Here is a 19,024-nt window from a genome sequence, read left to right as displayed (position 1 = left end):
TTTTTTTGCCTTTAGCTACCCTGCCTGCTTAACATAGACAAGTCGACGCGGGGTGGAGCAGTTCGGTAGCTCGCCGGGCTCATAACCCGGAGGTCGTTGGTTCAAATCCAGCCCCCGCTACTAGCAAAAATCCTGCAGCCTTTGGTTGCGGGATTTTTTGTTTTTCTACACGCACCTCGTTTTCCTGCCACAATAAGAGCATGAGTAACATTTTGTGGGCATACCGCCGAGGCAAGAAGCACTACGTAGGACAAAATGAGCGCGGCGCAAAAGTAGAAATCGGGATGGGTGAAAACCAATTCACTCCCGGGGAGCTACTGCAACTAGCGCTGGCTACTTGCCATACTTTTTCCGCCGATCACGTATTGTCTGCTGCTCTAGGAAAGGATTTTGCCGCTTCCGTAGGGGTAGCAGCGCAAAAAGATGAGCGCCGTGATTCCTATGCGCATTTGACGGTAGAAATGGTGGCTGACCTCACCGAACTAAGCGAGGAGCAAGTAAAGCAGTTACGAGAAAAATCCCAGGCAGCAATCGATAAATACTGCACCGTCGGCCATACCCTAGACGATGGCGCCAGCTACGACTTTGAGCTAGTTTCAGAATAGCCACGCCATTACGGATTAACTCTCAGCGGCAGGAGCAATCTGCCCCCGTCCTCGTCAGATACTCCGCGCAGGAAATAGGGTTGCAATCCTAGCAGGCATTACCCCTGAATATGCGCGCGATTCTTATAGGCAACCAAACAATCCTGAGCCACCGGGGTGTCATTAAAGGCGTGGAAAACCCCTTCAATTTCTTGATAGGGCTCCGCGCCTTTGCCGGTGATGATTACCGTGTCGTCCAAGCCGGCCGCCAAAATCGCTTTACGAATTGCGTCCCGCCGGCAGGTGGTAACCTCGCATACCTTCTCCATTCCCGGGCGCACTTCTTTAATCCCCGAGAGCAGCTGGGCGCGAATACTTTCTGCGTTTTCGGTGCGCGGATTCTCGTCAGTCACCCAGAGCATATCTGCCTCTTTAGCTGCCACCTTGGCTAGGGGCACCCGTTTAGTCGCGTCGCGATCTCCATCGGTACCAAATACCAAGTGTAGTTTTCCGGGGGTGAACTCTTGCATAGTGCGCAGAATCGAAGCTAAAGCCTCCGGGGTGTGGGCGTAATCATTGATAACCAGTGGGGTACCTTCATTACGCCGGCTGACAATTTCCAGGCGTCCGGGAACCGCTAGCCTCGCTAAGCCCGCTTTCGCCGCCTCGGCAGGAATCCCGATTCCGGTGACCATTAGATAGGCAATCGCGGCGTCTTGCACATTAACCTCTCCGGGCAGGGCAACGGTGATTTTTTCCTCGCACCCCACCCGCGGTTCCCTCTTCCCGGTTAAAGTAAAATCACAGGCAGCGTGGGCTATATTGTTAACTTTTTGGGTCACTACCCAATCGGCTGAGGCATCCGGATCATAGGCAGATACCGTCACGCTTTGGGTGTCACAACTGGCTGCTAACTGCTGCCCCCACTTATCATCGGTGCAGATCACGCTATAATCGGTAAATTCTTTGGAACATAGTCGCGCTTTAGCTGCCAGATAGTTTTCCATAGTGTGGAAATAATCCAGGTGATCATGCTGCAGATTGGTAAAAGCGGTGGCATCGAACTTCATTCCGGCTATGCGAGCCAACACCAGGGCATGTGCAGATACTTCCACCACTGCGGCTTGCATCCCCTGCTCTACCCCATAAGCCAAAATCCGCTGCAGCATCGGGCCTTCAAAAGTGGTACGCGAAGATTGAATCCGCAAATCACCCACCTGCGTTTCCGCAGTGGAAAGAATCATAGTGGGAAGCCCCGCCGCCTCAAAAGCGACTTTGGCAGCAAAACAAGTGGTGGTCTTACCATTAGTTCCGGTTACCGCCACGGTTTTCATTTTTCCGGCCGGATTATCGAAGGCTCTGATCGCCAGAGGCGAGGCCGCTTCTCGTGGATCCGGCACCGTTACCACCGGGATTTTCACCCCTTGGGAGCGAGCGAGCTCCGCCCCCTTGGCATCAGTAATCACCGCTGCTGCCCCCAGGGATTCCACTTCGCTGGCAAACTTGGCGGCATGCACATTGGCTCCTCCCACACCGATAAAGGCCTCTCCGGCCAAAATCTCATCGGAAGCCATCGAAACTCCCCGCACCTGAACCTTTTCCCAGGCAGGATCAATTTCGGTTGCAAACCCCTCCACTAGGCGTGCTAGCGAAACCGGGGCAACATTTTGGGGACGAAAATCTCGAAAAGTTACGGTCATAGCCTCTACTCTAGTGGCAATCTCCGCGAGGCGATAAAGTGAGCATCCGCAGCCTCCCACCCGGTCTCAAGGCTGCACTACTTCTCCCGCTCCCCTGCTGCAGATTTCCGCAAATACTTCGGGAGCAGTCAGGCATTGTCCCAGCTGATTAGGCTTTCCGATGCCGTGATAATCCGAAGATCCGGTAACCGCCAAACCCAGCAGCTTCGCTATTTTCCTAACTTCTGCCTGTTCAAGCTGGTTTTGCTCGGGATGAAAAGCCTCCAGGGCAAACAATCCTGCCTCTTTTAGCTGGGCAATAGTGTCTACCGATAAGAATCGGCGCTGCCGGCTGCCAGATCGCGGGTGCGCCAGTACCGGGATTCCCCCCGCTTTTATTACCTGTTCCACTGCGTAGACGGTATCGGGAGCCTGATAATGCACATAGTATTTACTGGAAGTAGCCAGTACCTGTTCAAACGCGGCGGAGCGATTCGGAAAATACCCCGCTTTCACCAAAACATCAGCCACATGCGGCCGCCCTATGGGGCTCGAACCTGCCTGTTCGGCAACTGTCTGATAAGAAATATTGAAATCTTGGGATAAACGCTGCACCATTTGTCGCATTCGCAGCTGACGTGCCTGCACAGTTTTTTTAAATAAATCCGGCAAGACCTGGCTTTTCAGGTCAGGTAAATACGCTAGCAGATGAGCGGTGATTCCCTGATGCGAGGTCGAAATCTCTACCCCCGGAACCAGACTAACCCCGCATTTCGGCACCATTTTACTGGCCTCAGCTAGCCCCGTGAAGGTGTCGTGATCGGTGAGGGCGATTACGTCTAGACCTGTTTGCGCGGCCAGAACCATTACCTGCTCTGGGGTGTCAGTACCATCTGAACAGCAAGAATGAGTATGTAAATCGATTCGCGGTCCCGCCATAGGACTATTTTAGGCCATCGTGGCATGATGGAAGCATGGAAGAAAACTTAGCAGCCGCACAAGATCAGCCCTTAAAAGACCGGGTAAATAACCGTTCTCGCCGCATTGGTAGTACCGCATTTCGCGAGTTTATTGGCAGCGGCTGGGGCGAACGCAAAGATCCCGATCCTGTTCCCAGTCATGCGCGGGATTTCTTGGCTGCTCGTTATCAAAAACTAGGCGCCCAGTTCCGGGGCGAACGCCTGGTGATCCCCGCCGGAAACTACAAGGTTCGCTCCAATGACTGCGACTATCGCTTCCGCGCCCACTCTGCCTTTGCCCATTTGACCGGGCTAGGCGGGGAACTAGAACCAGATGCCGCCCTAGTCCTGGAACCGCTAACCGATACCGAGGGCACCCCCTTAGAGAACGCCCCCGACAGTGCGGGCGCAGCCACCCATCGCGGGATGGTATTTTTCCGTCCCCAGGCTCCGCGCAGTAGCGAAGAGTTTTATGCCGACTCCACCTATGGCGAGTTCTGGGTGGGACCGCGAATGACCCTTTCCCAGATGGAGGCGGTGACTGGCCTTGAGGCGCGCCCTCTAGATACTTTACCTGATCAACTGGCTAAAGATGCCGGTCTCGTACAGCTGCGAGTTATTCGCGAGGTCGACACTTCGGTGCAAGCGGCGGTAGAGAAAGTACGTAGCGAAGCCGGGCTGCCAAGTGGAGAGGACGCGCGAGGACTGGACGAGAAACTGGAAGAGGCCGCCTCGGTGCTGCGTCTGCAAAAAGATGCCGCGGAAGTCGCGGAGCTCGAACACGCTATTGCGGTGACCAAATCGGGCTTTGAAGCCATGATTCGGGCGCTCCCACGTGCCGTACAACACCACCGCGGTGAGCGGGTGATTGAGGGAGCCTTCCAGGCGCGGGCACGCGAAGAAGGCAATGGTCTGGGGTACGACACCATCGCGGCCTCGGGAAATCACGCCAATACTTTGCATTGGATTGACAATGATGGCCCGGTCCGCGAAGGCGATCTGATTTTGATTGATGCCGGAGTAGAAGCCGATTCTCTGTATACCGCGGATATCACCCGCACCCTGCCGGTAAATGGCAAGTTCACCCCGGTACAGGCCAAGGTCTATAACGCGGTGCTCGATGCCTGTGAGGCCGGCTTAGCGCAAGCCAATAAGCCCGGATGCAAGTTCAAAGATGTCCATGACGCGGCAGTCGCCGCTCTAGTTAAGCACCTGGATGCCTGGGGGGTGCTGCCGGTGAGCGCCGAGCAGACCCTTTCCCAGGATGGCGGGGAATACCGGCGCTGGATGCCACATGGCGTCTCCCACCACTTAGGCCTAGATGTCCATGATTGTGCCTTAGCCGCTCGGGATATGTATATGGATGCCCCGCTCGAGCCGGGCATGTGTTTCACGATTGAGCCGGGACTCTATTTTCATCAGGATGATGAACTCTTACCCGAGGAACTACGAGGCATCGGGGTCAGGATCGAGGACGATGTGCTAGTGGAAACAGATGGCAGCGTACGGCGCCTGTCGGAAGATATTCCCCGCACTATTGAGGCCGTAGAAGCCTGGATGGAACGCCTTAACGAAAATCTCGCCTCATAGACCAAGGATTACTAATCTACAGAAGCGTTTTGCCCGCGGAGCTTATTGAGGAACTGGCGGGTACGATCCTGGGACGGATTACGGATTAACTGCTTGGCATCCCCGGATTCCAGTACCACTCCGTTATCAATAAAGAGGGCGCGATCAGCGACTTCGGCAGCAAAGTCCATTTCGTGAGTTACGATTACCATCGTCATATTTTCCGCTGCCAGCGAGCGAATAATCTGCAGGATTTCGCCAGTCAGCTCCGGGTCTAAGGCAGAGGTAGGCTCATCGAAATACAGCATTTTCGGCTTCAACGCCAGTGCCCGCGCAATCGCCACTCGCTGTTGTTGCCCGCCCGATAACTCTGCTGGATAGGCCTGCCCTTTATCGGCAAGGTTCATCCTTGCGAGCAGCTGCAGCGCTGTTTCTTCGGCTTCTTCCCGTCCTCTCCCCTGCACTTTTATCGGGGCATCAATGAGATTTCTGAGCACTGTCCAATGGGGAAACAGGTTAAAGTCTTGAAAAACCAACCCAAAGTCGCGCCGAAACTCGCGCTCGTCCTCAGTAGAAACCTTAACGCCGTCCTCTTTCTTTAGTGCCTGCTTCCCGAAATAGCAGATTTCCCCGCTATCCATTTCTTCCAAGAAAGTGCAGCAGCGCAAAAGCGTAGACTTACCAGAACCCGAAGGGCCAAGAACCGCAAGTACTTCACCGGTATTGACGCTTAGAGACACTCCTTTTAGCACTCGGTTAGTGCCGAAGCTTTTTTCCATGCCGGTAATCCGTAGCGCTTCCATCTTCCTCACCTAATCTTGTAGCTTCCCATACGTTTTTCAATCCGTTCCATCACTACCGCTACCACCAGGTTGAACACCCAATAGAAGATCCCCGCTGCCACAAAGGGAAGCATAGAAGCACTAGCAGCTGCCTGCTGCTTGGCGATCGTGAACATTTCCGCATAGGCAATCGCAAAAGCCAGAGAAGTATCTTTTACCAGGGTGATTACCTCGTTAGTAATCGAAGGTAAGACCGTACGGAACATTTGCGGCAACTTGATGGTCAAGAAAGTGCGCGCCGGAGAATACCCCAGTACAAACGCAGCCTCCGACTGCCCCACCGGAATTGCCTGGAAACCGCCGCGGTAGATTTCCGCAAAATAGGCAGCATAGTTAATTGCGAAAGCAATAATCACGGCGCTGAAACGGTAGGCAGCTCCGATCTGCATTCCAAAAAGGAAGAAGGGCCCGAAATACACCACCAATAGTTGCAGCATTAAGGGGGTACCTCGCATCACCGAGATATAAAACTGGATAAGCCAGGCTAAGGGTTTAAAGCGGCTAACCCGCCCGCCATAGACCACCAACCCTAGAGGCAGTGATAGTACCAAGGTGAGGGCGAAGATGATGAAGGTCTGCAGCATGCCGCCGGCTAGTTCCGGCAAAAACGATAAATCCATTACCCATAGCTCCCTGCGTTAGTGGCAAACATTCCGCGCAGTGAACTAATCAGTAACAATTGATTTCTCTAGCTGGTACTTCTTCGCGATTTTCAGGAAAGTACCGTCTTTCTTCATCTCATCCAGAGTCTTTTGTACCTGGTCACGCAAAGCTTGGTTACCCTTCTTAAAGCCGATACCGTACTGCTCGGTGTGGAAAGGTGGATCCATAATTTCGAACTTGTCTTTGCCGCGCTGAGCCAGCTGATAGTCAGCTACCCCGATATCGACCGCAACCGCATCTGCCGCTCCGGCCTGCAGGGTCATAAACGCGTTATTGTAGTCCGGTACCTGGGTCATTTCCTTGAAGCTGGCTACCAAATCTGCGTTTTTCTTATCTTGTAGCGCAGCCAGACCGGATGAATCTACCTGCACTAACACGGTCTTGTCTTTCAAATCCGCCGGGGTCTTAATCCCCGATCCGGCTTTGGTAACGAACACAATCGAGTTGTCTACGTAGGGCTTAGAGAAAGTGTATTGCTTTTCCCGCCCGTTCATGGTGAAGCCATTCCAGATACAGTCGATAGTACCTGACTTGAGCTCCATATCTTTGGAGTCCCAATCAATAGCCCGCTTTTGTAGCTTCCAACCGTTACGTTTGGCTACCTCAGCAGCAAGATCCAAGTCGAAACCGACATACTCTCCGCTTTTATCCTTATATCCGTAAGGAGGGAAGTTGGCGTCAAAACCCACTGTGAAGTCGTCACCCTTAGCTTTATCCGCATTCGCCGAACCTGAGCCACCTGCACATCCGGAAAGCGATAGTGCCAGCATCAGGCTGGTTAGCATTAGCAGTGTTTTCTTCAACTTCATTTGGAATCTTTCTCCCTACCCACCTGCAAGACATCTAGAGTTTAACAGAGCACCTAGCCGATCCTGGGAAACGCTTATTCTCATCTCAGAGTGCAAAACATTTTGGAATTCCTAGCTTTTGGGTATAAAACTCCCGGCGGTCTTCCCCATTCCTGGTTACCGCGCCCTAACGGGGAGAAAACTGCGGATTATCCAGCCTGGTAACCGGTACGCGCTTTCAGCAAGTCCCCACCGGGAACCGCATCGATCAGTTCGCGGGTGTATTCCGTTTGCGGATTGGCGAAAATATCGTCAGCCTTGCCGTACTCGACCAGTTTGCCCTGTTCCATCACCGCGATATCGTCAGCGTTTTCACGCACCACCGCCAAGTCATGCGTAATGAACAGATAGGTTAAGCCCAGCCGGCCTTGCAGCTCGTTGAGCAGATGCAGGATCTGATCTTGCACCAGCACATCCAACGCCGATACTGCTTCGTCTAGCACTACCAGTTCAGGGCGTAGCGCCAAGGCGCGCGCAATCGCTACCCTTTGCCGCTGTCCTCCCGATAACTCGTTCGGGAAACGCCGCATAGCGCTACGTGGCAGCGCCACCATATCCAACAAATCTGCGACCCGCTTTTCTCGCTTAGCCCGGTCACCAATATTATGAGTGCGCAGCGGTTCTTCAATACAGCGATATACCGAGAACATAGGATCCAAAGATCCGTAGGGGTTCTGGAAAACCACCTGCATTTTGCGGCAAAGTGCAAATAATTGCTTGCGCTGCAAAGTAGACAGGTCAATACCCTCGTAATAGACCTTGCCCGAGGTCGGATCGAGCAGATTAAGGATCATATTAGCGACTGTGGATTTTCCGGAACCCGATTCTCCCACTAAAGCCAAAGTGGAACCGCGCCGCACTTGGAAGGAAACGTCGTCAACCGCCCGGAAAGCCTTCTTCTTACCCTTTTGTCCGCGGATTTCAAACTCTTTAACCAAGTGCTCTACGCGGATAACCTCTTCACCGAGATGTTTTTCTAAAGGCTCTCCCAAAACATTGGTGCCCATAACTTTCTGCCCAGAGCCCTTGGCCGCCGCCACTGCCAGATTCACATCAGCCGAGGTTCGCGAGTCAATAGTGCCGCTGGTCGCCTCGTCCTCGGAAGGAGAATAATTGATTTCGATCCGCCGAGACGCCAGCGAAGGCGCCGCATTAACCAAGCGCTGAGTATAAGGATGGCGGGGGTCATTCAGGATTTCCCGGGCAGGACCGGACTCTACTACCCGCCCGCGGTGCATAACCACCAAATGGGAGGCACGTTCGGCCGCCAGACCTAAGTCGTGGGTGATAAACAGAGTGGAGGTACCCAGCTCTTGGGTTTCTTTTTCCAAGTGATCGAGAATCCGCCGCTGCACGGTGACATCCAGAGCGCTAGTGGGCTCATCAGCGATTAGCAGCTGCGGTCCGGCCGCTAAACCGATCGCAATCAGCGCGCGCTGACGCATGCCCCCGGAAAACTCGTGCGGATACTGTTTAGAACGCGCCTCAGCATCGGGCAGACCGGCATCCGATAAGGCCTTCATGGCCTGATCATGGATACTTCCGCCTTTAGTAGCCTCGTTATATTTCAGCGCTTCAGCTACCTGGGATCCAATTTTCCAAACTGGGTTTAGGTTTGACATTGGGTCTTGCGGAACCATTCCGATCTGGGCTCCGCGCACCTGTTGCATCTCTTTCTCAGAAAGAGTAGTTAGTTCTCGTCCCGCAAATTTAATGGAGCCGCCGGCAACTTTCCCAGTCCCTGGCAACAGGCCAATTATCGACATTGCCAGGGTGGATTTACCGGAACCGGACTCCCCTACAATCGCCACGGTCTGTCCGCGGTAGAGGGTGAGATTAGCTTTACGGACCGCTGGAACCACCCCGGTGGTGGACTGGAAAGTAACTTCTAAGTCTTTTACTTCCAGTAAGGGTTCGGGCAAACCATTATCACTGGTTGCCGCAGCCTTAGTGAAGTCAGCGTTTTGATCCGAGTCAGCAGCCATAATCTGATCCTTTTGGTTATTTTGATTCACGATTAATGTTTCCTCTGGTTCGGGTCGAGCGCGTCACGGATTACATCCCCCATCATGATGAAGCTCAATACCGTAAGCGCCAAAGCGATCGAAGGCAAGAACAACACCATCGGAGCGGTGCGCAGCTGTTGCTGGGCAGTAGAGATGTCTCCACCCCAAGAAACGATAGAGGACGGCAAGCCAATCCCCATGAAGGATAGGGTGGCTTCCGCCACGATAAAGGTTCCCAGCGCCACAGTCGCATAAACAATCACCGGAGCCGCCGCATTCGGCAGAATATGGCGCAGCAAAATCCGAATATTAGATACGCCCAGGGTACGAGCTGCGGTTACGTACTCCTCGTTCTTGATAGAAAGCACCGCGCCGCGAGTAATACGAGCAATTTGTGTCCAGCCAAAGACCCCCAGCACGATTACCACCATCCAGATGGAACGGTGTTCTTTGAACATTTGCATAATCACAATGGCAGCCAGCACCATCGGGATGGCGAAGAAAATATCCACAATCCGGGAAAGGATCGCGTCTAGAACGCCCCCAAAGTAGCCGGCCAAAGCCCCGAAAATAACGCCGATAATCGTGGCGGTTAGGGTCGAGAAAATCCCGACCGCGATTGAGGCGCGAGCACCATAGATGATCCGAGAATAGAGGTCACATCCCTGTTTATCGAAGCCGAAAACATGCCCCTTAGTGGGGCCTTGGAGGGAGTTTTCCAGGGTGCAATAGGTGGGATCTTGAGAAGTAAACAGCTGTGGCACTACGGCCATCAGTACTGACACCACGATGATTACCAATGCTACCCAAAAGAGCGGACGGCGCCGCAACTGTTTCCAAGCTTCTCCCCACACCGAGGAGGGTGCCGATTCGTCGGCTACGGCATCCACAGCGCCCAGGCCGGTTTCATCGACTTTGTTTACGAAATGATCTTGTCCGAGCAGAAGATGATTACTCATAGCGAATCCTCGGGTCTAGTACAGCGTATAACAGGTCTACTAGCAGATTAGCGACAATATAGACCAGTACCAGGACGGTGGTAACAGAAACTACCGTGGCGGCTTCACCACGTAAAATAGCCTGGTAAAGGGTGCCCCCCACACCGTTGATCGCAAAAATACCCTCGGTCACAATCGCGCCGGTCATCAAGGCTCCTAGGTCGCCGCCTAGGAAAGTCGCCACCGGGATTAGCGAGTTCCGCAAGACGTGGTGGGTCATTACCCGAGTTTCGGGAATCCCTTTCGCCCGGGCAGTGCGCACGAAGTCAGCGGTCAGATTCTCGGAAACCTCTTGGCGAGTAAGCCTAATGACATAGGCACAGGAAACTGCCCCTAGCACTATCGCCGGCATCAGTAAGGACTGGAAATTGACATTTGCCCCTACAGTCGTAGGGAGCCATCCCAGTTTTACCCCGAATAGGAACTGCAGTAAGAAGCCGATAACGAAAGTCGGCACTGCGATTACTACTAGGGAAATCACTAGCACGGTGGAATCAAAAATTTTGCCTTTTTTGAGTCCGGCGAAAAATCCGAAGAATATTCCGATGACGGCCTCGAAGATAATCGCCATAAAAGCCAGTTTTATCGTTACCGGGAAGGCAGTAGCCATCACTTCGGTAACTTCCCTACCCGAGAAGGTTTTCCCGAAATCTAGGGTGACGATTCCCTTTAGATACAGCAAATACTGCATCCACAGCGGTTTATCCAGGTTGTATTCCGCCCGAATTTGCGCGGCTACCGAGGGGGGTAGTCCCTTATCTCCGCCTAGTGCCTGCACCGGGTCACCCGGCATGGCATACACCATGGCGAAAATCAGGAACGTTGCCCCAAAGAATACCGGGATCATCTGCAGTAGACGATGCCCTATGTATCTGAGCATTGGTCTCTCCTTGACTATAAGCTGTGTTAAACCTTATCGCGTTACAGCGCCCAGCAAAAAACCGGAGGCGGGTCAAAAGGCATTTTCTACCTTGAGACCCGCCTCCGCACCTGCATTTACAGCAGGATTATCTGTTATTTTCGCTGTCTTTAAGCGTTCTTAGTGATCTCGTAGTAAACCGGTTCACTCTTCCAGTTAAAGGCCACGTTCGAAACGTTGTCTTTATTCCAGACACCCAGAACATTTTGGTACCACAGCGGGATGGCGGGTAGATCGGTGAACAGAATCGATTGCGCTTCCGCAAACTTCGCATCCTGCTCGTCACCAACCGGCAGCTTGGAGATCTCTACCATCAGTTTGTTGAACTCTTCGTTGTTGTACTTACCGTCGTTGGAGTTACCGTTCTTAGAGTATAGGGGCTCCAAGAAGTTACTCATACCCGGGTAATCAGCTTGCCACCCAGAGCGGAAAGCACCTTTGATGGTTTCCTGGGTAATAGCATCGCGCAAGCCTTTGAAGTCCGGGTAGGGATCGCCGACTGCCTCAATACCCAAGTTGGTCTTGAGCTGGTTTGCGACAGCATCTACCCAGTCTTTATGGGAAGAATCAGAGTTGTAACCGATGGTGAACTTGCCCTCGAACTTGGAAATCGCATCAGCTTTCGCCCACAGTTCCTTAGCCTTAGCTTTATCGAACTTCAATACTTCCGCGCCTTTAACCTGTTTCATAACTTTGTCGTAGTTAGGCATGGCCGGAGAAGTGAAGTCTTTCGCCGGTACGCGGGTCTTCTGGAAGATCTTCTCACAAATGCTTGCCCGGTCAAGGGCGTAAGAAATCGCTTGCCGGCGCAGGCGGCCTTCCTCATCCATCCCGAAGTGCTTTAAGCGATCCGGAATCGTGAAGGACTGGAAAACTGCTACCGGCATATTGGCGTTAGAATCCGGGAAATCAGACTGGAAGGTATTCATAGCGGCAGCGGGGACATCATCGAGTACATCCAGCTGACCAGACTGCACATCGGCATAGGCCGCATCAGACTTGGTATAAATCTTAAAAGTGACTCCACCGTTCTTAGCTTCGCGCGGACCGGCGTACTTGTCGTTCTTTACCAGTTCAATAGATTCATTGTGGTGCCATCCCTTGTCCTTCAGCATATAAGGCCCGGAGGTAACCGTAGGATTCTGGCCGTAGGCTTTCATATCCTTGAAAGCCACATCCGGCAGCGGCACATAGGCAGAGTAGCCCAAACGCAGCGCGAAGTCAGAAGTCGGCTGGTTCAAAGTTACTTCAAAAGTGTAATCGTCAATCTTCTTCAGACCGGCCAATTCCGGAACATCGGGTGCCTCGGCTCCTTCTTCTTCGGGACCGGGGGTAAAGCCCTTAATAACCTCGAAGAAAGAGGAAGACATTTGCGCGTTCTTTGGGTTTGCCCCGTAGTTCCAGGCCTTGATGTAGTTATCGGCCTTAATGGATGAACCATCGGAGAACTTGGCGTCTTTCTTGAGTTTAATCGTCCAAACTACTTGATCTTTAGACTCAATCGACTCGGCCAGTTCGTTCTTGGCCTCTCCCGTCTTAGGCTCGTAATAGACCAGGCCAGAGAAAAGCGCGTCTAGAACACGTCCACCACCGGTTTCATTGGTAGAAGTCGGAATCAGGGGATTCTGAGGTTCTACGGTGTTTACAGTAATAATCCCTTTGTCATCTGCCTTCGCCGAGGAAGAGTCGCCAGCCCCATTTGAACAGCCGGCGAGCCCGAGGGAAAGAGCAAGTGCAGATGCAAGGGCCAATGCGCCCCGTCGTTTCACTATTGCCTCCAAGCTTGTTGCTTACATTATTAAAGCTGATGTATCAGCAAAATTGTTGACACGATCACAGCCAATATAGCATTCCTAGTTATATTTTTTACAAAATCCCAAGATTTTCTCGACTTGGCTTTGAGGAACCGATAACTGGTAGGATACCGACTACTCAGGAAACTAGCAGGGAGCCTTGGGGAATCTTCAGCCCACTTACAACGCCGATGAAGCCTATTTCGCCCGGCTGTGGAGCGTTATTATATCGTTCTAGATATGACGGGATAGGTCTGCTTCTTCCGGTTTTACTGCCGGGACGCGGGTAACTAACTTATGTACGCCCCAGAGCGCCAAGAAGAACAGTAACCCAATATAGACTGCCAGGAAGTCCATAACCGAGGCTTCCCCACTTATCACATCCAAGGACTGACCAACTATCACCACCGCGCACATTATGAGCGCAATAATCGGTCCCGCCGGATAGAAACTAGCCTTGTAGGGCAGGTCGCTTACCGATTTGCCTTGGGCTTTATATGCGCGCCGGAAACAGTAATGAGACCAGGCGATTCCCATCCAGGTAATAAAGCCCGCAAGCCCGGAAGCATTCACCAACCATATATAGACCTGACCGGTACCTACGCGCGAGGTGGCGAAGCAAAGTGCACCTACCAAACTAGTAGCCACTAGTGCCATTAAAGGCACGCCGTGACCAGTCAGCCGAGCGAAAAACGCCGGTGCTTTCTTTTCTTTGGCCAGGGAATAGAGCATCCGGGTAGCCACATACATTCCGGAGTTACCGGCAGACAGGATCGAAGTTAAGATAACCGCGTTCATAACGCCCGCGGCTATCGCTACTCCGGCTCGTTCAAAAAGCAGAGTAAAGGGAGACTTGGTAACGGCCTGGGTAAAGCCTTGGGCAGTATCGGAATCGGCGCTTGCCCCCTGCAAGAGGGCGGGGTCCGAATAGGGAATCAAAAAGGCAATCACCGCGATCGCTCCGATATAGAACAGAAGAATCCGCACGAAGACCGCCCGAGTAGCGCGGGGAACATTAGTTTCCGGATCTTGGGTTTCTCCGGCCGCAATCCCGATCATCTCGGTACCTTGGAAGGAGAATCCGGCGATCATAAAGACTCCCATAATGCCCCAAAAACCATTAACGAAAGGAGCGTCTCCCCGAGTAAAATTGGTGAATCCGGGAGATTCTCCCCCCATAATCCCCAGTACCATTAAAATCCCCAGCACCAGGAAGACGATTACAGTTACGACTTTTATAGAGGCAAACCAAAACTCGGATTCGCCGAACCCACGGACTGTAAATGCATTGAGGACAAACAGGATTGCCAGGAATAGCAGTGACCATACCCAGGCGGGAACCATAGATTCTGGGAACCAGTATTGCATAACAATGGTGGCGGCAACTAGCTCCGCCGCTACGGTGATTGCCCAGTTGTACCAGTAGTTCCACCCTTGCGCGAAACCAAATGATTTAGACACATAGCGGGTAGCGAAAACTTCAAAAGCGCCCGAGGTAGGACAATAAGTGGCCATCTCTCCCAGCGATTGCATTAGGAAAAACACCATGACACCAATCGCCCCATAGGCAACTAGGGCACCGCCAGGGCCGGCACCAGTGATAGTACCGCCAGAGGCCACAAACAGTCCCGTACCAATCGCTCCCCCGATAGCGATCATATTCAGATGCCGTGCCTTTAATTTGCGATGCAACTGGGCATTGTCTGCCTGGGATGACTCGAGATTACTATCAGAAATTTCGCTATTGACCACGGCATCCTCCGAGATGGTTATTTTCTAGTAACTTTATGAAAAGCTACCTCACCTTTCCAATCTGTAGTCACCTTGCCCACATGTTGACTAAATCCAATGTTTGAGCTGGGAGACCATAGCGGTATCGAAGGTAGATCGGCTAACAGCAGAGTTTGTGCCTGTTGATAGAGTTTTCCAGCCTCTTTAGCTGTATCTGCCGCCTGCGCCCTCGACAAAAGCTCGGCATACTCGGGATTGTCATATCCCATTTTGTTACCATTACCGCCTTTTACGTAGCGTCCGGCGAGCAGGTTATTTGGGGAGGGATACCCCATTGACCATCCCATCCGGAAAGGCCCGGTAAAGGAATGCTGATCCATCATTTCTAATAGGGTCTTGAAATCCGGTTTGGGATCACCGACTGCTTTAATCCCCAGAGCATTCGACAACTGGTTACAAACTGCATCTACCCACGGTTGATTAGACTCGTTGGAGTTATAGGTGATTTTTAGTTCTCCCTGCCAGGGATGGATCTTATCGGCAGTTTCCCAGGCTTGTTTGGCAGCTGCGGCATCAAAATCCAACACCTTGTTGCTTTCGGCGCCCCGCTCGATATGCCCCAAGACTTGCGGGGGTATGAAATCAGTGGCTGCCTTGCGGGTGCCGTAGAAAATAGTTTTTATTATTTCTTCCCGATTAATAGCTTGTGATATCGCCTGGCGCCGTAGCCTTCCTTCTTCACCTGAGAAGTGTTTCGTCTGGTAGTCAATATCTAACGTCTGCATCCCGGCTTGCACCGCGCTGATCCGTCTGTTCCCCAAATCCTTTTTAGAATTAGGCAGTTCACCATCCGGGATTTGGTCAAGCACATCCAAATTCCCGGCTAAAAGATCCTGGTAGGCAGCCGATAGATCAGCATAGATTTTAACTTCCAGTCCCGCGTTTTCTGCCTCGCGTGGCCCGCGATAGGTAGTGGATTTATCAAGTAGTATCTGGCTGGAAGGCTGCCAGGTAGTAAGCGTGTAGGGACCGTTGCCCACCGGTTTTTGCCCAAACTCTTTTTTAATTTTCCCTTGTTTATCAAAAGCGCTATCCGGGAGTGGATAAAAACCATTGATTCCCAGGCGATTGGAAAAGTCAGCCACCGGACGTTTCAGCTTAATAGTTATTTTGTCGTCACCGTTAGCCATAACCCCGCCGAGGTTACCGGTTCCATCTTCTTCAGCGCCCTCGATTGCTTCATATGCAGTGGTCGCCCCCAGTTTTTGTGCAGCTGAGGCCTTCCAAGCGCGCACAAAATTCTTCGCCAGCACCGGGGTACCGTCAGAGAATTTACGATCAGTATTCAGTTGAATGGTCCAAGTTCTATGATCGGAAGAATCTGTGATTTCTCGAGCCACATCGTTTACTACTTGCCCCTGTTTGTCATAGGTGACTAAACCGGCAAAAAGTAAATCTATAATCTTAATTCCGGCTTCGTCATCGGCAGCGGCCGGGATTAGTCCGCGAGCCGGCTCTTCCCCATTAATTAGTATCCGATCAACCGAATCTGCTGGGGAGTTGTTACTACAAGCGGTCAGACCTCCAGTAGCTAGGATGGCCGCTGCTAGGACTGCTAGGGGGAGCCAACGACTGCGCATAGTCTTAGCCTTTCTAAAAACCGGAATGATTAGCTTTCATAATACTGATTTATTACTGTTAATTGATATTTTGGGCAGATTGCTTTTGATTTTCCAAAATTAATAGAAATAATCCTTATTTTTCGCTGAGAGCAACATAAACAGCTCGAACATAAGGTTTTCCGGACGCGTAATCGCTTTCCCCGACAGGGTCGAGGTGACTGCGGCAGTAACTAGTTATTCTGATCGGAAGCGGCATCCGCGAGCACCTCAAAATGAACTGCTCCGGCCGGGGCTACTTTCCGCACAAAATCCGCAAAACCGGTGCCTCCAGAGGCCAGGAATTGCTGATAAATCGCTTTCCAACGCCGCCATCCGTACCAAGGTGCCACACTCAATGCGGGAACCCCTAGGTATCGTTGCTGCAACAGCATCCGGTTCCCGGGGAGCGATACGGTATCGCTGAGGTATTCGACGGCCTCCGGCAAGCCCCAAGTTTTACCTTTCCCTTGCGCTCCGTATAACTGCAGATCCGCAAGAGCCAGCGCCGTATAGTGCATAAGTCGCTCTTGGATTTGCAAATTGACCTCCCTAGGAATATCCCAAAGTTGCGGTGCCATTTCCAGGGCGAACAGATCCCAACCTAAATTGGAGATCGGCAAACGCGCAGCTATCCGGGTAAAAAGATTAGCGCCGAAAGCTTCACGCGCTCGCGAGTAGAGATGAGAGCCGGGGATGCCCTTTTCCAGAGAAGCTACCGCAAAGTAGCGGTTATCAATCTCTAGGAAAGAGTCGAAGGCTTCCCCACTAGTAACCGTAGGGTTCTCGGTGCCTCTATAGGAGTAGGGAGCCCTACTGGCAGCGCACTTACGCGGTAAAACCCGATTGTTCTTTGTCAGGCGAATACCTGCGGAATAGTAGGGATGTACAAGGCAACCGTGGGGATCATTTTCCCATTTCAAGGGAGAGGTTTCGGGATTTACCAGCCCGGCTAGTTCCGGATCCACTCGGGAGTGGAAACCTTCCCAAGCATCTTCCATTGCCCAAGTTAATACGTTAAAGCCATCTGCAACTTCTAAATCAGAGAGCCGATAGGCTGGTTCATCCCCCAACTCGCTACGCAACTGGTCACACGAAGCACGCAAGCGTACTAAATCTTGACTAGCCGTTTCAAAAAGCTCACCCGGATTTGGGTCAGTGACTCCTATGCCCGATAAGGAAATGAAATAAGAGTGGGGATCAATCGGGCCTATTGGGGAGCATGCCGGCAGAATTTCTTGCCGCAAGTAGTCTGCCATTTCTGAAAAGACACCCTGAGCGGTAACGACTCCCCGCTCAAATGCCCGCTGACTCATTTGCGACAGGCGGGTATCGTTCATCTCCGCGCGTTTATCTTCATAAATGTCATGATCCGGATTCGCTAGGACGGTTGCCTGTTCCAAAACCATTTCCATGACTTCCTGGGGGAACACCCAACCGCGATCTCGAGATTCCTTCATCGTGGTTATTAGTCCCGTAAATGCTTGGTCAAGAGCCAAGAATCTGCGGGTAAGATTACCCACCGCTGCCTCATTACTTACATCCATAAGTTTGAGTGTTTCCGCAAACACCTGGATCGGTGAGTTGGTTCCGCTAATCTCGGAAGTCAAAAACCCAGATTCAAACTTCTCTTGTTCCGCGCCTGCCCAAAGAGTGAATCCCTTGGCTTCTCGGATCTCGCGAGCTGATCCCTTAGGGGTCTTTGCCACCCTCTCTAAAGTATCTTTTCGCAGATTGTAACGTTCAGAAATCCCCGGAGGCGAATAATCCGGCAAGAAAGCGTCACATCCGGAGATTCCCCATTCGGATGCTTTGAACGGGTCGATCCGAGCATAGGCGGTGACGTATTGATCAAGTACGCTGTCGATTTGCTTAACCTGGTTAGTCAATCGCACCTCCTATATTCTCTTCGTTTAGTGTTCGCCCCCGGTAGTCCCGGCTAGATCGCTAGGCTATCGGTTCAGCCCTATATTACGGCTTACACCCACGAGGAAACTAAAAATAATACTCTAGAAGTGATGGAACAGTATTTCACGGATCAACCCGCGGCACTTGCCGCGGAACGCACCCCTATCGAGGTGACTTTAGCTGGCAAAAAACTTAACTTAGAGGGCGCGCAGGGAGTGTTTTCTGCCCGTCACCTAGATAAAGCCACCGCGGTGCTATTAGCTGAAGCACCTCCCCCGCCTGAATCCGGTACTTTCTTGGATCTAGGTTGTGGCTGGGGACCGCTGGCAATCAGCTTGGGAATCTTCAGGCCTAAGGCAAAAGTTCTAGCGGTTGACGTTAGTGAACGCGCCCGGGATCTCACCCGCACCAACGCCCAGCGGGCAGGAGTTTGCCTGCAAGTAGGCTCTCCCAAGGAGATTCTTGCAGCCGCGGAATCGGCCGGAGGACTCGATCTGATCTGGTCTAATCCCCCGGTGCGGATCGGAAAGAAACCCCTCCAAGACTTACTGCTGACCTGGTTGCCATTATTAAAACCGGGCGGAGAAGCCATTTTAGTGATGGGGAAGAATCTGGGCGCAGATTCGATGCAAAAGTGGCTGTGCGCGCAGGGGTTCCCCACCCGCCGCCTCGCCTCGAAAAAAGGTTTTCGCCTGTTAGCGGTTTCCCCTGCCTAGTTTGGCGACTGCAGATAGCGATCGCGGGGCAATGAGAACACTCCGTTCAGGGCGCGGGGAATAACTTTTTCCTCCCGCCCAAGAATTCGGAAAACGAAGGGAAATTTTCCGAATTCTTTTGCCCATCGCACCCACACGGATAAAAGATATT

At 52.3% G+C, this 19,024-nt stretch carries 15 protein-coding genes and 1 tRNA gene; 4 read left to right on the top strand and 12 right to left on the bottom strand.

What is annotated here, in order from left to right; genetic code table 11:
• Positions 1-46: 46 nt before the first annotated feature.
• Together RDM26_RS02730 and RDM26_RS02725 are read left to right on the top strand one after the other, a co-directional pair.
• Positions 47-120 (top strand) — tRNA-Met (locus RDM26_RS02730).
• Between the two features lie 80 nt (positions 121-200).
• A complete protein-coding gene (locus RDM26_RS02725) occupies positions 201-605 on the top strand; it encodes an OsmC family protein (RefSeq protein WP_307737513.1) in 405 nt (134 codons plus the stop codon).
• 98 nt (positions 606-703) lie between these two features.
• Here RDM26_RS02725 and RDM26_RS02720 read toward each other — a convergent pair whose 3' ends face one another.
• Together RDM26_RS02720 and RDM26_RS02715 are read right to left on the bottom strand one after the other, a co-directional pair.
• A complete protein-coding gene (locus RDM26_RS02720) occupies positions 704-2,284 on the bottom strand; it encodes a UDP-N-acetylmuramyl-tripeptide synthetase (protein ID WP_307737512.1) in 1,581 nt (526 codons plus the stop codon).
• 66 nt (positions 2,285-2,350) lie between these two features.
• On the bottom strand, positions 2,351-3,202 hold the full coding sequence (locus RDM26_RS02715) for a PHP domain-containing protein (RefSeq protein WP_307737511.1): 852 nt from the start codon (positions 3,200-3,202) through the stop codon (positions 2,351-2,353).
• A gap of 35 nt (positions 3,203-3,237) precedes the next feature.
• Between RDM26_RS02715 and RDM26_RS02710 the strand changes: the two genes are divergently transcribed.
• Positions 3,238-4,812, top strand: coding sequence for an aminopeptidase P N-terminal domain-containing protein (locus RDM26_RS02710; protein WP_307737510.1), 1,575 nt, complete (start codon positions 3,238-3,240; stop codon positions 4,810-4,812).
• A gap of 11 nt (positions 4,813-4,823) precedes the next feature.
• Here RDM26_RS02710 and RDM26_RS02705 read toward each other — a convergent pair whose 3' ends face one another.
• The 10 genes from RDM26_RS02705 to RDM26_RS02660 all read right to left on the bottom strand — a co-directional run bounded on the left by RDM26_RS02705 (position 4,824) and on the right by RDM26_RS02660 (position 18,138).
• On the bottom strand, positions 4,824-5,594 hold the full coding sequence (locus tag RDM26_RS02705) for an ATP-binding cassette domain-containing protein (RefSeq protein ID WP_307737509.1): 771 nt from the start codon (positions 5,592-5,594) through the stop codon (positions 4,824-4,826).
• A gap of 5 nt (positions 5,595-5,599) precedes the next feature.
• Positions 5,600-6,253, bottom strand: coding sequence for an amino acid ABC transporter permease (locus RDM26_RS02700; protein ID WP_027723666.1), 654 nt, complete (start codon positions 6,251-6,253; stop codon positions 5,600-5,602).
• Positions 6,254-6,298: 45 nt separating this feature from the next.
• The gene (locus RDM26_RS02695; RefSeq protein WP_307737508.1) at positions 6,299-7,105 is read right to left on the bottom strand and encodes a transporter substrate-binding domain-containing protein; all 807 of its coding nucleotides are present in this window, start codon (positions 7,103-7,105) and stop codon (positions 6,299-6,301) included.
• Between the two features lie 188 nt (positions 7,106-7,293).
• The gene (locus RDM26_RS02690) at positions 7,294-9,129 is read right to left on the bottom strand and encodes a dipeptide ABC transporter ATP-binding protein (RefSeq protein WP_374041809.1); all 1,836 of its coding nucleotides are present in this window, start codon (positions 9,127-9,129) and stop codon (positions 7,294-7,296) included.
• Between the two features lie 32 nt (positions 9,130-9,161).
• Positions 9,162-10,109: an ABC transporter permease subunit gene (locus RDM26_RS02685; RefSeq protein ID WP_307737506.1), complete on the bottom strand. Its 948-nt coding sequence runs from the start codon at positions 10,107-10,109 to the stop codon at positions 9,162-9,164.
• On the bottom strand, positions 10,102-11,028 hold the full coding sequence (locus RDM26_RS02680) for an ABC transporter permease subunit (protein WP_307737505.1): 927 nt from the start codon (positions 11,026-11,028) through the stop codon (positions 10,102-10,104). The genes RDM26_RS02685 and RDM26_RS02680 overlap by 8 nt, the downstream gene beginning before the upstream one ends.
• Positions 11,029-11,177: 149 nt before the next feature.
• Positions 11,178-12,818, bottom strand: coding sequence for an ABC transporter substrate-binding protein (locus RDM26_RS02675; protein WP_307737504.1), 1,641 nt, complete (start codon positions 12,816-12,818; stop codon positions 11,178-11,180).
• Positions 12,819-13,094: 276 nt separating this feature from the next.
• Positions 13,095-14,519, bottom strand: a complete 1,425-nt coding sequence (locus RDM26_RS02670) for an amino acid permease (RefSeq protein ID WP_307737540.1) — start codon at positions 14,517-14,519, stop codon at positions 13,095-13,097.
• A 110-nt stretch (positions 14,520-14,629) separates the two neighbouring features.
• Positions 14,630-16,231, bottom strand: a complete 1,602-nt coding sequence (locus RDM26_RS02665) for an ABC transporter substrate-binding protein (RefSeq protein ID WP_307737503.1) — start codon at positions 16,229-16,231, stop codon at positions 14,630-14,632.
• A gap of 212 nt (positions 16,232-16,443) precedes the next feature.
• Positions 16,444-18,138 carry a DUF885 family protein gene (locus RDM26_RS02660; RefSeq protein ID WP_307737502.1) on the bottom strand — a complete coding sequence of 565 codons (1,695 nt, stop codon included), beginning with the start codon at positions 18,136-18,138 and terminating at the stop codon, positions 16,444-16,446.
• Positions 18,139-18,267: 129 nt separating this feature from the next.
• On the opposite strand from RDM26_RS02660, the gene RDM26_RS02655 reads away from it, so the two are divergent.
• The gene (locus RDM26_RS02655; RefSeq protein WP_307737501.1) at positions 18,268-18,873 is read left to right on the top strand and encodes a methyltransferase; all 606 of its coding nucleotides are present in this window, start codon (positions 18,268-18,270) and stop codon (positions 18,871-18,873) included.
• The last annotated feature ends 151 nt before the right edge of the window (positions 18,874-19,024 follow it).

It is taken from the genome of uncultured Varibaculum sp. (assembly GCF_902489465.1).
Lineage (GTDB): Bacteria > Actinomycetota > Actinomycetes > Actinomycetales > Actinomycetaceae > Varibaculum.
The sequence above is the reverse complement of the archived record's forward strand: the minus strand, read 5'-3'. Positions and strand labels throughout refer to the sequence as shown.